Origin of the sequence: Pedobacter gandavensis (genome assembly GCF_032677645.1) — a bacterium.
Lineage (GTDB): Bacteria > Bacteroidota > Bacteroidia > Sphingobacteriales > Sphingobacteriaceae > Pedobacter > Pedobacter gandavensis_A.
Map to the genome: position 1 here is coordinate 21579 of NZ_JAVTSB010000015.1, position 14740 is coordinate 36318.

The 14740-nt window shown below is 37.0% G+C and carries 12 protein-coding genes; 5 read left to right on the plus strand and 7 right to left on the minus strand.

Annotated features, from left to right (window positions below; translation table 11 throughout):
- Positions 1-135: 135 nt before the first annotated feature.
- Complete coding sequence (locus R2Q66_RS21990) at positions 136-1395, minus strand: hypothetical protein (protein ID WP_316753288.1); 1260 nt, start codon at positions 1393-1395, stop codon at positions 136-138.
- A 349-nt stretch (positions 1396-1744) separates the two neighbouring features.
- Here R2Q66_RS21990 and R2Q66_RS21995 point away from each other — a divergent pair, with 349 nt between their 5' ends.
- From R2Q66_RS21995 to R2Q66_RS22005, 3 genes are all read left to right on the plus strand, one after another.
- Positions 1745-2326: a hypothetical protein gene (locus R2Q66_RS21995; protein ID WP_316753290.1), complete on the plus strand. Its 582-nt coding sequence runs from the start codon at positions 1745-1747 to the stop codon at positions 2324-2326.
- 240 nt (positions 2327-2566) lie between these two features.
- Positions 2567-3028 carry a MauE/DoxX family redox-associated membrane protein gene (locus R2Q66_RS22000; protein ID WP_316753292.1) on the plus strand — a complete coding sequence of 154 codons (462 nt, stop codon included), beginning with the start codon at positions 2567-2569 and terminating at the stop codon, positions 3026-3028.
- 10 nt (positions 3029-3038) lie between these two features.
- Positions 3039-3344, plus strand: coding sequence for a hypothetical protein (locus tag R2Q66_RS22005; RefSeq protein WP_316753294.1), 306 nt, complete (start codon positions 3039-3041; stop codon positions 3342-3344).
- A 31-nt stretch (positions 3345-3375) separates the two neighbouring features.
- Here the strand turns inward: R2Q66_RS22005 and R2Q66_RS22010 are convergent, their stop codons facing one another.
- From R2Q66_RS22010 to R2Q66_RS22035, 6 genes are all read right to left on the minus strand, one after another.
- Positions 3376-4887 (minus strand): TlpA disulfide reductase family protein, encoded by a 1512-nt coding sequence (locus R2Q66_RS22010; protein WP_316753297.1) that lies wholly within the window; start codon positions 4885-4887, stop codon positions 3376-3378.
- Positions 4888-4905: 18 nt separating this feature from the next.
- Positions 4906-6309 (minus strand): RagB/SusD family nutrient uptake outer membrane protein, encoded by a 1404-nt coding sequence (locus R2Q66_RS22015; protein ID WP_316753299.1) that lies wholly within the window; start codon positions 6307-6309, stop codon positions 4906-4908.
- 11 nt (positions 6310-6320) lie between these two features.
- Positions 6321-9545, minus strand: coding sequence for a SusC/RagA family TonB-linked outer membrane protein (locus R2Q66_RS22020; RefSeq protein ID WP_316753301.1), 3225 nt, complete (start codon positions 9543-9545; stop codon positions 6321-6323).
- A gap of 57 nt (positions 9546-9602) precedes the next feature.
- On the minus strand, positions 9603-9794 hold the full coding sequence (locus tag R2Q66_RS22025) for a hypothetical protein (protein ID WP_316753303.1): 192 nt from the start codon (positions 9792-9794) through the stop codon (positions 9603-9605).
- A 312-nt stretch (positions 9795-10106) separates the two neighbouring features.
- The gene (locus tag R2Q66_RS22030) at positions 10107-10601 is read right to left on the minus strand and encodes a hypothetical protein (RefSeq protein ID WP_316753305.1); all 495 of its coding nucleotides are present in this window, start codon (positions 10599-10601) and stop codon (positions 10107-10109) included.
- On the minus strand, positions 10588-10956 hold the full coding sequence (locus R2Q66_RS22035; protein WP_316753307.1) for a hypothetical protein: 369 nt from the start codon (positions 10954-10956) through the stop codon (positions 10588-10590). The genes R2Q66_RS22030 and R2Q66_RS22035 overlap by 14 nt, the downstream gene beginning before the upstream one ends.
- A gap of 660 nt (positions 10957-11616) precedes the next feature.
- Here R2Q66_RS22035 and R2Q66_RS22040 point away from each other — a divergent pair.
- Both R2Q66_RS22040 and R2Q66_RS22045 read left to right on the plus strand, forming a co-directional pair.
- On the plus strand, positions 11617-12003 hold the full coding sequence (locus R2Q66_RS22040; protein WP_316753309.1) for a hypothetical protein: 387 nt from the start codon (positions 11617-11619) through the stop codon (positions 12001-12003).
- A 509-nt stretch (positions 12004-12512) separates the two neighbouring features.
- Positions 12513-14693: a TonB-dependent receptor gene (locus R2Q66_RS22045; protein WP_316753311.1), complete on the plus strand. Its 2181-nt coding sequence runs from the start codon at positions 12513-12515 to the stop codon at positions 14691-14693.
- Positions 14694-14740 lie beyond the last annotated feature (47 nt).

Below are 14740 nucleotides of genomic sequence, written 5' to 3' on the forward strand. Positions count from 1 at the left end.
GACATAGCTTACATGATCAAAGTGTAAGGCATTGCAAAATCAGTAGGTTAAGTACATAAAAAGGCATATTTACATGACAGTTTCATGTAAGCATTTTACTAATTGATAAGAAATAAATTCGTTGTAAAAATGCAATTAGTTTAAAATCACATCGAAAATGAACGAGTAGCTAAGGGCACCAATAAACCATATTTTTAATTGACCTCCAAAGTGCGTATCGATATAATTAATCATTGTCATTAACCATCCCCTTATCTTTCGTATAATTCTGGAAGGCACTTCTTTATTTGGCCCAAATATGTTTCTCATGTATTGAGCTGATGGACTTTTTGAACGGTCTGTTCTAATATGTCTTGAAACAAAACTGTATAGATTGGCTTTAAACTTTGTTTTTATAAAACGTACTTCCAACATCACCCTCATTAAGAAAAACAATTCCTCAATAGTTGTAGCTACTTCAAAGTAGTAATTTGAGGTACGGCCGTTTGATCCGTTTATGGTGTAAGGCATCAAAACATCTTTCATCTTTGCCACTGTCGCAAGCTCCCGCTGAAGATAGCTGCAAACAGATTCCTGTATCGATGGCACCTCAATATTATACCCGTTTTTACGTTCTGGTCTAACATTTTCTATTGTCCTTAAAAATATAAGCAATTCCATTTCCTGCTCTTCATAAGGCATATCTGCACTAACGAGCCGGACAGAATAGTCCAACATAAATTCGTAAAAAACAAGGGGATTGAAATTGCATCCAATGAGAATTTTAATCAGCTTTAATGTATCTGTTTCAGATCTGGAGGTTTCTATATAAGTCAAAATATCATTGGAAAGGTTTTGCAAATAGAAAAATTGTCTCCAACTTTTAATTTTAGAATCTCCAGGAACATGCAAACAGTTAAGGTAACTATCGACAATCTGTATTAATTCAGGCTCAACCTTTCTTAATTCAAGATTATGTTTAATGCGATTCTGGTATGCTATCGCTTTTTTATTGACGTAAATAATCCAATATGGAATATCCGCGTTCATTTCAAAATGCTCGGCATATTTAGTGTATAGGGTTTCTAAAGTCTCCTTAACCTCTATAGCGATTTGATATAAAAAATCTTTTATCTCTAAATGGCAACTTTCTTTGCATGGCTCCAAATTGGTATAGAGCTTATAAAGCTTGTCTGCAAACACCGTAAGGTTGCTTTGAGCAATTCTGATAAAAATTGATAATTTATCATAGGTGTCTTGCTCTTCTATACGTTTTTCAAGATCAACTAAAAATTCGTCCCAAATACCCCTTATTGTCGCCTCTTCATTATGATACTTCTCTTCCCCGCAGCAAATTTTGCCAAGCTCCGCCGCTGCTACAGTAAAAGCATTTAACTGAATAAAATCGCCTATCAAAGTATATCCCGTTTTGGTTAAACATGCAATGCCAAAGCTGATTCACCTATCAATAAAAAGTTTAGTGAGCAGAGCGTGAGAGGATTGCGTTACAATTAAAGTAAATATCACCAAAATGTGAGAAAATATAAAATTTATTTTTGTCATGTATAATCACACCCATAAGTACGATAAAGGCAGCTTTTCAATAAAAGTTACATACTTACAGCCAAGTGATGTCATGCGTAATACTAATATTTTAGTTGTTAATTGCTGCAAATAATTAACGAAACCTGAAGAAGATTGGAAAACAGTCTCACTAATCAGCCTATTTATTATCCGCTTTTCTTAGGTACAAAAAGTATAAGCTATGATCAATCCAGCCTTTCAACTTTTGATAGAGGAACTTGAAAAGTACTACCCCCTGATTTCAACACGTTTCAAGTTAAAATTGCTTGAAAAACTATATGAAATAACCTATAGAAAAGGGAGCCGGGTATTGAACTACAAACAGATTCAGGATTCAGGGCTTTTCATCTATAAAGGTTCAGCAGTAGAGCTATTTGTAAATCCGGCTACATTGGAAGAGACAGCAACTAAATTCTGGTTTGAAAAAGATTTCCCCTACACAACCCCAGGCTTATTCGGAAGAGAACCATCGCCAAGCTATATAAAGCTTCTTGAAGACACCCACTTTGTCGGCATACAATTCGAGGAATTCTTAAAGATGAAATCCGATTTTCCAGAGATAGAACCGCTTACTGAAAACATAAGAAGTCATTATGATAAACTTCGTTATGAATATGAAGAGGATTTTAGGTTCTCCGCCAGACATAGGGTAAAACGTTTGGAGCAAGCGCATCCCAACATCTACAATCTAGCGGAAATACAACACATTGCCCAATTTCACAAGATCAGTCTAGAAACACTTAGAAGACTTAGAAAACATTAAAAAGGCCACAAATGTGCGATTGAAATACCACATTTGTGGCTTTTTTTTGCCTCAAATATGTGATTTTCCCAAGCACAAGTTCCTCAACTTTAATCTTACGGTGAATGGTATTATTCACTGCAATTCAATTTTAAAGAAAGGAGTGCTGTGACAAAGAGTAAAAATTATGATCAGTGGGTCACGTACCCGCCAGTGACGGTAGTCACAAAATCAATTGAATGACAAATCAATTTTACATCTATGGAAAGTATAACCGAGCGTAATAGATCATTTAGGTTTAATGACAGTTTTAAAGAATGGCTAGTATTGAGTATATGTCTTATCTGTACTTTTTTATTTCTGTTTTCGGCTTATGAAAAAATAATTGATCATAACAGATTTGCCAAAGGCTTGTCTAAAGTGTCAATCATTAGTTCTTACGCAATCCTTATTGCCTGGGCTGTACCTATTTTAGAAATACTGGTGTCCATATTATTAATTGTCCCTAAGACACATCAATGGGGCCTTTATGGATTTACAGGTTTAATGATTCTATTTACGGTCTACATTCTGAGTATGCTGCTCTGGAAAGAGAAATTGCCTTGTCATTGTAATTTGATTATTGAAAAATTAAGCTGGGGACAACATTTATGGTTCAATCTGGTCTTTATAGCCTTAGCCATAAGTGCGGTTAAACTTAGCAAACCAAATCTTAAATTTTAAACGTAACAACATGAACAACCTTAAAAAACTAGCTTTAGGCTTATCAGTAGGCGCTATGGCTATCGGATTCAGTGCTTTCAAAAGTTCTGAAAATGCAAATGCTAAATTTGCTCCACAAAAATTCTATAACACGACTGGTGTTCAAAGCAATGACCCTCTTGATTATCAGTACAGACCAGATGGTGCTTGTGAGAGCCTACCTGCGGCTGCTTGTAGTGCTTTATGGAATCATTCTGGAACATTATCAGAGGGAGCTCACCCAGATGGATCAAAAGTTTCCACTACCGATGCCATCGGCACCTATGATGGTAATTAAATAAGGAAGGGCTGTAAAAACAGCCCTTTTATTAGTTTGAACGTTTTGCTTCCAACAGAAGAGCGGACAACCTCTCCACTGAACTTCGTAAATCACTTTCTGTATTATTGAATAGCTTTCCCTTCTTATCTATAATTATTGGTCTTGGATAAGAAGTAACAGCAAAGTGATTAATTATGGGGTGGTTTACACCCAAACCGTTTGTATATAAATTAATAGCTGACAATGATGTGTACTCCCCTTCATTAACACTTTTTATCCATTTTTCTTTATTTTTATCAACGGATATCGTGATAAACACCACAGTACTATCCTTTTCAAACGCTTTCTCAACCTTTGAAAGAATCAATTTGTGATAACTACCACATCCAGCACACCCAGTGAACCAAAAATCAAGAAAAACAACCTTACCCAAAAACTGACTAAGTTTGATAAAACGGCCACTACTATCAGGCAATGAGAAATCAAAAACATTGCTTCCTTTACTTTGAGTATTAGCTGTAGTTTTTATCAGCTCAATATAGTCCTTATCTGAAATACTTTTTAAAGCGGCCTCAATAGCCATTTTTTGATCAGTAATTTCTGTAAAATCAGTAAGAATATATTCCGTCAACAACCGCTCCTTTAACTTTCGGTCTGTGATATTGTTGATCCTTATCCATTTCCCTTTATCATTTAATGCCAGATTCTCAAATTGGAACTGACGTAGTAAGAATGAGGTATAAAACATAGAAAGCGGAAGTACTCTATTCGGAAATCCAACCTTTGATCTAATTTCTTCCAAATACCACTTTAAAAACTTCCCTTTATCTCCTGAATTTAGTGCATGAATTTGCTTACGTTTTATATATAACTGTTTATATATTTTAAACATTTTTTTTGAATACAGATTCACTCTGACCAAATCAAAGGCGAAATCACTCATACTTGATTTATTCTTTTGAAGAATAGTACCATTACCATGATCAAGAACTGTAACAAAGGAAATGGCATGTTTTAATCCCTCAAGTAACCCCTTCTCAATCATGGAATTTGGTCGTTTTTGCCAGTCGCCCAGATTATTCTTCTCATTTTGATCTATCAGGTATTGACAGGTATATTTTCCTGCCCCTTTTCCCTTAAACATAAGACTCTGAATGCTAAAATTACTATTGCGGCTATCAGTAGTAACAACCACGTTAATATCATCTCCCCGCTCTGCTAAATAGGAAGTAAACAGTTGTATTTTAGCACCATTATTTGATTTATATACAAGAGACACATAAACAGGATTCTTCGTTTTTATTTCAAATTTAAACTTCCCATCATCAGAAATCGCATTAATTTGTTTTCTTTCCCGCAGTACTAAAGATTCTCCAAATGCGAACTTACAGTCTTTGTAAATCAGCTCAATAGAGTCCTTGTGATTAGATTTTAATACCCCACTTATTTTAACATTTGCAGGAGCATATTTTTGTGCTGATACAAGGTTATTAAAGGCAAAGCAATTAAACAGCAAAACTATCGTAAGTATAAGAACTTTGTTTTGACGTATATTTTCCATGATTTATTTTTTTTTAAATTAATCCCGTTTATTCTGCTCAATTCCACTTAGTCTAATTTCATCAGGTGGTATGGAAAGGGTGTATTTTATATCATTTGGTACAAGGTTATGTGTCTGCCCGTCCAGGGTTCTTTTTAAAGTAATTGCATAGTTAGGATCTATATTTAGCCTTCTTAGGTCAGTCCACCTCAACTCCCGAAACAACAATTCCTTTCTTCTTTCCTCCAAAATTATTTTGATGGCTGCGATGGTGTTTGAAGCAGTTTTATTAATATAAGTACTACTTCCATCAGGGTTTTTCTTCCATCTTGTTTTGAGTAATAAATTTAAGTCGACCATAGCCTCATCAACTTTATCTTTCCTCGCCAGACACTCTGAGCGGATCAGCAGCATTTCATCAACTGCAAGGCCATTAAAGAAAACATTGGAACCACTGTAATTACCTTTAAACTTTGCATCCGATCCAGAGAGGGTAAAGTATAGCGATTTGCGCAGATCATTTATTTCGTACGCCTTATATAATTCAGTGTCAACATTAAAGTTCGTTCTGCTTATAATTCTGTACGTGGCTGCTTCGCTGTGAAATATCACTTCAGCATTGAACCTCGAAAAGGGAAGTGCTACGGTTGGTTTAAGTGTATTGTAATCTATTAGAAGCTCGGAAATGCCAAGAGAGGCATTTGAACTCTTTAAGGCACTATCAAAGTCGCCCATAGACAGGTAAATTCTAGCTAACAGCGCATAAACGGCATTCTTCGATGGCCTTGTTAAATAGGTTGATTTTAATGGGAGTAATTCAAGCGCATTATTTAAGTCTGTGACGATCTGCTGATATGTTGCTTTAACACTTGTTCGCCCAACTTGCTCATTAACATTTGATGATAAACGCATCTGAAGCCCCAAATCATTGTTAGCACTATTTTCCTGATAGGGTTTACAAAACAATTGGGAAAGATTAAAGTAGCTGAATGCCCGATAGAATAAAGCACTTCCTTTTACATTGCCCCAATTCTTTAAATTTTGATCTGTGGTGGTAATTTTACTTATTCCCTCAATTACCAGATTGGCATATAATATTTTCCTATAGCTTTCGTCCCAATCTGGATTATAAGTATCGCCACCATAAAGGTCTTTTGACCATATATAATTATTTCGTTCCAAAGTACTACCGCTACCCTGCCAATTTGCTAAAGTGACAAAGTAGTTATCAGAACAGACCTCATTTAAGCCCGGATAGTTAGTATTAAACACATCCGTGTTGTCTAATATTGCCTGATAATCCTGAATGGTTGTAGGGATGGTTAATAATTTATCCGGTTTCGCTTCCAACCACCCCTTTTTACAAGCTTGATTTAAAATTAAGACCAGAACAAAACACAAGATGTGTATTAGCTTTTTGTGAAATGAATTTTGATTTCTCATGATTACATAGATTATAAGTTGATTTTCAGCCCTAGTGCGAATGTTTTGGGGCTCGGGAAAATTGTGGTTGTATTTGATCCGGGAATGAAATCGGGGTCAAGATTGCTATTTGTGGCCTTCCAAAGAATACCAATATTATTCATGTAGGCATAAAGCTGAATATCATTTACAGGAATAAAAGGGAAATTGGATTTTCTTAAAGTGTAGCTTAAACCAATATCCTGTAATCTTATATGATCGCCTTTCTCTACCCGAATAGAGGAATTGGCGTAAAATTTATCTCTGGCGGAATTTGCAGGGTATACACCTGAAGGTACATTCGTGGTCAATTCATCCCCCGGTTTCATCCAACGATTGCTATAATCGGCGTTACCTTGGATGCTGTTTTGATAAAGATCGGTGTAACTAACGGACGGTTGCCGGAAGTAATAATTAAATTTGAAACTGATATTTATAGTTAATGCTAGATTAGCGTAACTAAAGGTATTCGATAACCCTCCAAAAAGGGTCGGACGTGCTGAACCATTATATTTTAGAGCTGATAATTCTGTAGCGTTCAAGGCTGTATAATCCTTACTTCTCACACCATTTACAAAACCCAACGGATCACCATTATCAGGATCAAGCCCAGCCCAGGGCAAACTAAATACACTATACACAGGTTTTCCAACTATCGGAACTATTGATCTGCCGTTTAAACCATCTGAACCTACCAACTGGCTATTGGATGCTTTAACATCATACTTCGTAACCTTATCAGTGGCTTGACTAATTAACATTGAGGTCAGCCACCCAAATTTTCCAATGATGTTTCTGGAATTTAAACTTAGATCGAAACCTTTGCCTTTCATTTCGGCAAAATTCCCGTTGAAATTCACTATCCCTGTATTAGGAGCTAGTTGAGTACTGCCTATCAGGTCAACCCCTTTTTTGAAAAAATATTCAAAACTTCCTGTCAGCCTGTTATCATTGGATGCGAAGTCCAAACCCAATTTTGTCTGACTTATCCTTTCCCACCTTAAATCAGGATTTCCAACACTTCCTATTTCAGCATAACCGATTCTGGTATATTTTGCGGAAGACAATCTATAAAAAGTTGTTATTCCGGTTGTTGACCTGTCAAGATTACCATTGTACCCGTACGTCATGGAAAGGTTTAACTGTGGTAGCCATTTGAGTTGGTAAAATTTTTCAGCAGAAACATTCCATTTCCCTCCTACTGACCATAAGGGGACAGATTTTTGATTGGTTGCAACTCCGAAATAATTGGAACCATCTATTCTCGCGCTTCCTGTGAAAATATATCTCTGCTTATAAGCATAAGAGCCTATAGCATAGGCAGATCTTAACCGCTCTAAAGTTCCTCTTATTATGATTCCATCAGGTATGTTTGCTCCACCTGAGGGATTTACATCATAATATTCATTGTAGTTAACAAGGCCATAAGTAGCTAAGTTATCATCATACCCATACATTGCCCCTCCCTTTACATCAGTCGATGACTGGCTAACTTCATAGCCTGTTAGGAATGAGATATCATGATTACCGAGTGTTTTAACCAAGTTAAACTGCGCCCTAAAATTTTGAGATATAATATCACCGTTCTGATAGTTTAATATTCCACCAATTGGTACGTTGTAATCTACTACACGGTCATTTGACACTACTGAAAACTGATTGATCAGATTTCTTGAATAGTAGGAGTCTTCATTCTGAAATACCTTTCTCTCTGTGGCTGATTTTTGATACTGGTATTTTAGATCAAAGCTTAACCCTTTTAAAAGATCGTATTTTAAGCCTGTGACTATTCTTGAGTCAGTTGATTTGCTCCTATTTTCAGTAAGTCCAATTTCATTTAACGGAACGTAAGTCCAATCTAGAAATCCTTTGGAAGGTGCGGAAGCAATATAACTATCCCTGTAACTTCTGGTAATGGCCAAGGGATTACTATTGAGGTCTGCGTATTGTATGTACGGGTAATAAGTTGACTGCTGACCTAAAATTGAATTTAAAGTATTATCAGAATTTGCCTCTGACTGAGTATAGTAAAATCCGGCAGATAATTCCAGATTTTCCAGTGTTTTGAATGTATTTAACGTGTTTATAGTTATCCGCTGATTATCATTACTTATCAAACTTCGTAAACTTCTATCCAGACCGGATGAGACATAATAAGTTACTTTTTCAGTTCCTCCGCTCAAATTGATGGCATATTGCTGTGTAACTGCTTTTCTGTAGAAATATCCACCGTTCTGATTTCTAACATCAATATTTTTTAGGCGATTAATTGCTGCTAGTGAGTCTGCTGAGGATAGCCTACCATTGTTTGCCATTATCTCAACCGCCGGGGAGATAGCAGGGTAATTAATCACATCAGAAAGTGCGGTGGTATACTTCCCTTTATCATAAAGGAACTTTTCTACCTCGATGTAATTGGGGGATGATAAAAAATTAGGATTATAAAATAAATCAGGCTTATTAGCTATGGTAAAATTTGAGTTCAATGAAACTTTCAACTGTTGATTGACCTTGCCCTTTTTTGTCGTAATGACAATTACACCATTTCCGGCCTTTACTCCCCAAACAGAGGATGCCGCAGCATCTTTCAAAACTGTAACTGAAACTACATCATTGGGATTTATATTATTGATGTCGCCACTGTAAGGAAAGTTGTCCACTATGATCAATGGCTGATCATTGGCTCTTATCGTGCTTCGACCCCTTATGTTAATATCAAACTGGCCATTAATGGTATTGCCAGTATTGGAATTAAAAACCAAACCGGAAGTAATGCCATTCAACTTACTCAACACATCGGTAGAAACTCTACTTTCAAAAGCTTCTTTGACAGGTTGCGCAAAAGAGCCTGTTGCTCTTTCTTTGGGCATACTCTGATAACCAGTACTGACAATTGCCACCTCTTTCAGTTCATTATTATCTGATTCAAGAAGAATTTCGCCAAGATTGAGGCGCTGAATATTTGTAACCTCCTTTGTAATGCGGCCAACGCTTGTTATTATAAGTGTTGCACCAAGCTCCACATTACTGATTAAAAATGCCCCTTCTTTGCTAGTGGTCGCATAGAGATTTTTTCCCTTTATTCTAACATTGGCACCTACAATGGGTAATTTATTTTCGTCTATAATCTTCCCTTTCAAAGTAAGGGGTATTTGCGCTTTAACTTTAAAATTTAGGCAAAGCACGGCCATGACGATGTATATCGTTAATTTTTTCATGTTAATGAGTTTAGTTGATCAAGAAATGTTTAGGGGGATGATTCTATCATTTTAGAACTAAACTGGTGGCTTAACAATATTCTCAAATAAGATTTCCAGAAACCTGTATTTCTTCTTGAATAAGTAATTGACATAGTACGCTACTATAATCGTGTGTATACATACATTACCAAACCAAACCACCGTAAAGGCATCAGGGTCAGTCTTAATTTCTCCCAAACTGATTAGGGATTTGTATGTAGTTTGCATTGCCGTACATAATTTAGTTTACGATTGAATTATGTAACGGATTTGGTGACCTCAAATGAGCATGGACCCCAAACCCGCTATCCGTCCCTGCCAGGTGAAATAACGAGCGGAGTGCCATACCCATTTCAGGTATGGTTTCCACCCATACCATGCATTCACATTCTCGGCAGGGACGGTGCATGGTTAAAAAGTGTTAACCTAATTTTTAAACCATTCAAAACTAAGGGGGTTGATTTTTAGTCCTAAAAAAATAGTCTACTCTGGCATACGGTTGTGGTATATCAATATTTGCGTAATATATAAATGCCGTTTTCATTGATCAGTTGATTGAGCAAAATGTACTTTAAGATTTTGCATGGCTCTGTAGAGGCATTTGTGGACATCGGAACTGGTTAAGGATAATTCTTCTGCGACTTCATGGGTTGGAGTGCCAAAGAAAAAAACCTTATAGAAAACGGAGTAATCACAAGGATTTATAATATCAGATAACTGACCATCACCGTAAATTGGTTGAGAATCAGTATTTGAAAGCCTAATTTCTTCCATAATACAGTCACGGACAACCTTTAAGATCCAAATAAAAAACTTCTCTTTTTCCGAGTCAAAATGATCAGAATCTATCCACACTTTAAGAATAGCCTTTTGAAGCACCGAAATTCTGGCCTCATGACTTTCAAACACCGCCGCAATTATTCCATACAACTTACCACTATAGTTATTGTACAGCACCTCCAAAGCAAGTTTATCTTTCATAATCAAACCTTGAATGATTTGCTCTTGCGTATAATATGTTTTAGCTAATTCCATGATGGTTTGAATAATTTAAGTCGTTCCTCCCCTTTTTCAAATATTCACCAAGTGCAAATAAATGTTCCTCTATTTTGTCACTCTCCAAAAGAACCTCGAAGAACCTTTGAATGATCACATTTAATAATTGCGGATATAGCCCTACCCTTTCATCAAACTCATGACGATTATCCCATATTTTTTGTATCGCATATGACATTACAGCAAGTAACTCGGGCGATTTATCTACCTCCGCAGCTTGTCTTTCACGCAAAGATCTAAATTGCCTTTTTGCAAGTTCTTGAAAGGCAAGGGCATCATTTGTTTTGAGCAAACAAATCAGTACTGGTTCAGAAAGGTTAATATATTCGGTCATTTTCCAAGTTCGTTAAGGTTTACGGGAGCATATTTGAAAAAGACAAAGCAAGGCGACACTAACCCCTTCCTACAAGGAATAAGGTCGCCCGCTTTGTAATACCGATATTTAGATTGGGTTTTTGGGCTTTAAAGAAAACAACTTATCGAATGGACTTATGCCACGAAAAATTTCAAAAAATACACCCTTTCTATACACTTTTATATAGTGAATAGCGTAATAAATATAATGTATTCTTTTTTGTACTTCCATAGCTCGTATCGTTTACGAGCCTCATATATGAAATAAGGAGGGGCGCTCCGTATTGCTTTATTCCACCGGGTCTGACGCCTTCGAACTCTGCATAAACGATAGCGCCCACATCCTTAATGACGCTAAGTTAGCATAATTAAGCAATGCAGGCATAATCTATCGTTCTCACGTTCGATTTTTATTGTCAGACGAGTGGAAGTGAGACTCTTTAAATTACACCATTAGAACACCAAGTGTTCAACTACTAAATTTTTAAATTTAAACTTTATAAAATTCGCATTTTCAAACTTTTAATATTATCAAATATAAGTTTTTTCAATTAAAATCAAACTATATTTCAAATATAAATTGAAGTTATATAGCCTTATTTTAGCAAGAATGAAATCGAGGTCTATAAATATTAAAGATTTGAAGGGAAGAGGAAAGAGCTTGTATATAGCCGTATCGCAAAGTGGGTTGAGTAATAAGGATGCAGCAGAACGCGCTTCTTATAAGGAAAACACTTTCTACGCCCATATCAAACAGGAGTTTTTAGATTTCAAAATCATGGCCAAGTATGCAAAGGCAATTAGTCATGATTTCTCAATGCAATATCCGGAAATCTTAAATTTTCAACCTGATAATGCCATTGAACTAGCACAAAAAGAAAGTAAGGCTTATTTAGAGTTACAAAGGAAATATACCGCTCTCTTGGAAAAAAGTCAGTTAACCAGTGAACGTAATGCGGAAAAATATGCTGAGCTAGAGAATAAGTATAATGCCCTGCTCTTGAAATACAACGCGTTAAAGACATAAAAATATTATATAGTTTTTCCGAAAGCATATAAATGCAAGGCCGAAGCTCGCATTTTCAGATCTAGCAAAATTTCTTGTTCTCTACCTTTAAAAGTAATTGATCTGAATTACCTACTTTTACAGCGTGAAATCCATTGCGCTATTTTTATCGGTCTTTGTACTTGTATTAACTACAATACCATGCTGTGCCTTGCAGGAGAGTGAAGGTCACGCACATCAAACTGAGCAAAAGGAAGAAAAGAGCTGTAATGAACAAGATGATAATTGCTGCAAAGACTGTTCGCCGTTTTACGTATGCGGCACATGTGTGGGTTTTACTGTTACCATCCAACAGATAATTGTTTTTGCCACCTCGTTAAAGCCAGTACAGCACAATTTCGTTTACATTCCTATAGAACTGCCCACCATTTCGGTAACCATCTGGCAACCACCTAAGCTTTCTTAAATAATATTGCTTACACGTCCTGTAAGGACGCATTTATCGAAATCATTAATTATCAGATCACATCATGAAGAAATTGATTGTGCTTGCGGCAATACTGGTATCAACCGTCTCTGCCTTTGCCCAAAATACATACAAAGCCGTCATCAAGGACGCAGAAAAGAATAAACCGTTGCCAGGTGCAACAGTAAAGATTTTAAACACCAATATAAACGCAGTATCCGATCCTAATGGGCTGGTGACACTAAGTAACATCCCTTCGGGCAAACAGGTTATTCAATACAGCTATGTTGGCTTTCAGACAAAAACCGATACCTTAACCTTTCCGCTTGCCGAAACTACTATTGTTACCATTTTACTGGAAGAAGCAAAAGAGGATGAAGAACTGGAAGAGGTGATCGTTTCGGCTACCAGGAGCAGCCGCACCATCGACAACATCCCAACCCGTGTAGAAGTAATTGCCGGAGAAGAACTGGACGAAAAAGGAAACATGAAACCTGGTGACATCCGTATGCTGCTAGCAGAAAGCACTGGCATACAAACCCAACAAACTTCCGCTACTAGTGGTAACGCAGCCATACGTATCCAGGGATTGGACGGCAAATATACCCAGATCATACGGGACGGATTTCCATTGTATTCCGGTTTCTCTGGTGGTTTAGGTTTGTTACAGATCGCACCGCTGGACTTACAACAGGTTGAGGTGATCAAGGGATCATCTTCAACCCTCTATGGTGGTGGTGCCATTGCAGGGCTTGTGAATCTGGTTTCTAAAAAACCAACTGAAGAACGTCAGCTTAATTTCCTACTGAACGGAACCTCGGCACTTGGATTAGATGCAAGCGGTTTCTATGCGCAAAAATTTGATAAAATTGGAATTACAGTTTACGGTGCCTACAATAAGGGAACAGCATACGATCCTTCGGATGTTGGCTTAACTGCAATTCCCAAGTTCGACCGCTTTACTTTAAACCCGAAACTATTCTTCTACTTTAATGAAGCTACCACCCTCTCTGCGGGAATCAATGCCACGACTGAAAAAAGGATTGGGGGTGACCTGGAATACGTAAAAGGAAATGGCAACGCAAGTCATTCCTATTTTGAAGAAAACAAAACGGGTCGCTACAGTTCACAGATCGAGCTTGATCACAAAATAGATGAAAACCAAAAGTTGACACTCCGTAATTCCGTAAGTTATTACGACCGAACGATTGGTCTACCAAACTATCTTTTTTCCGGAGTACAGGTCTCTACCTATAGCGAAGCCAATTATAGCCGTAATGGAGAAAAAGCAGACTGGGTATTAGGTGTTAATTTTCTGACAGACAACTTTAAGGAAGATCAAAATAATTCAACTGCCTTAAGAAACTACAACTATAATACAATTGGCGTCTTTGCACAAAACACATGGAACCTATCTGAAAAATTCAGCGTTGAATCCGGTATTCGAGGGGACTATCATAATGAATACGGGTTCTTTTTCTTACCTAAGATATCTGGTTTATGGAAGATCAACGAACATTTCTCAACCCGCTTAGGTGGTGGATTAGGTTACAAAGCACCTACTGTATTTACAGAAGACGCCGAGCGTATCCAATTCAGAAACGTATTGCCGATTGATGTAGCTAACACAAAAGCTGAGCGTTCTTATGGAGCCAATTATGATGTAAATTATCGCACATCGCTTTTTGATGGCAATGTAGGATTCAGCATCAACCACATGTTCTTTTACACCCGTATAAACAATCCTATTTTATTAGCTGCCGCAACTGGTGGTAATTTGGCATATGTACAACCTAATGGCAATCTGAATACCAAAGGAATGGAGACCAATGCCAAGATTACCTATAGTGACTTTAAGCTGTTCATCGGTTATACCCTAGCTGATGTGAATCAGCACACAGGAAGCTCCAGCACCACATACCCGCTGGTTTCAAAACACCGTTTGAACAACGTGCTGATGTATGAAATAGAAGATCAATGGAAAATAGGTCTGGAGGCCTACTACTTCAGCAAACAAAAGCTTAATGATGGTGCTACGGGTAAAAGCTACTGGACAACCGGATTCATGGCAGAAAAGCTATGGGAACGCTTCTCTATTTTCATAAACTTTGAGAATTTTAGTGATACCCGTCAAACCAAATTTGACAGCATTTACACGGGAAGTATCACCAGCCCTGTATTCAGAGATATCTATGCACCAGTTGATGGCTTTGTCGTAAACGGAGGTATAAAGTTAAAGCTGTAAAAGCTTATTTTAATTAATAACAGAATGTATAAAGCCGGGTTAGTCCC

Bases quoted from the DNA above. Each gene is read 5' to 3' on its own strand.
- R2Q66_RS22000 (WP_316753292.1), top strand. From the start codon at position 2,567: ATGGAAAGTATAACCGAGCGTAATAGATCATTTAGGTTTAATGACAGT.
- R2Q66_RS22020 (WP_316753301.1), bottom strand. From the start codon at position 9,545: ATGAAAAAATTAACGATATACATCGTCATGGCCGTGCTTTGCCTAAAT.
- R2Q66_RS22045 (WP_316753311.1), top strand. From the start codon at position 12,513: ATGAAGAAATTGATTGTGCTTGCGGCAATACTGGTATCAACCGTCTCT.
- R2Q66_RS22010 (WP_316753297.1), bottom strand. From the start codon at position 4,887: ATGGAAAATATACGTCAAAACAAAGTTCTTATACTTACGATAGTTTTG.
- R2Q66_RS22025 (WP_316753303.1), bottom strand. From the start codon at position 9,794: ATGCAAACTACATACAAATCCCTAATCAGTTTGGGAGAAATTAAGACT.
- R2Q66_RS21995 (WP_316753290.1), top strand. From the start codon at position 1,745: ATGATCAATCCAGCCTTTCAACTTTTGATAGAGGAACTTGAAAAGTAC.
- R2Q66_RS22035 (WP_316753307.1), bottom strand. From the start codon at position 10,956: ATGACCGAATATATTAACCTTTCTGAACCAGTACTGATTTGTTTGCTC.
- R2Q66_RS22005 (WP_316753294.1), top strand. From the start codon at position 3,039: ATGAACAACCTTAAAAAACTAGCTTTAGGCTTATCAGTAGGCGCTATG.
- R2Q66_RS22015 (WP_316753299.1), bottom strand. From the start codon at position 6,309: ATGAGAAATCAAAATTCATTTCACAAAAAGCTAATACACATCTTGTGT.
- R2Q66_RS22030 (WP_316753305.1), bottom strand. From the start codon at position 10,601: ATGGAATTAGCTAAAACATATTATACGCAAGAGCAAATCATTCAAGGT.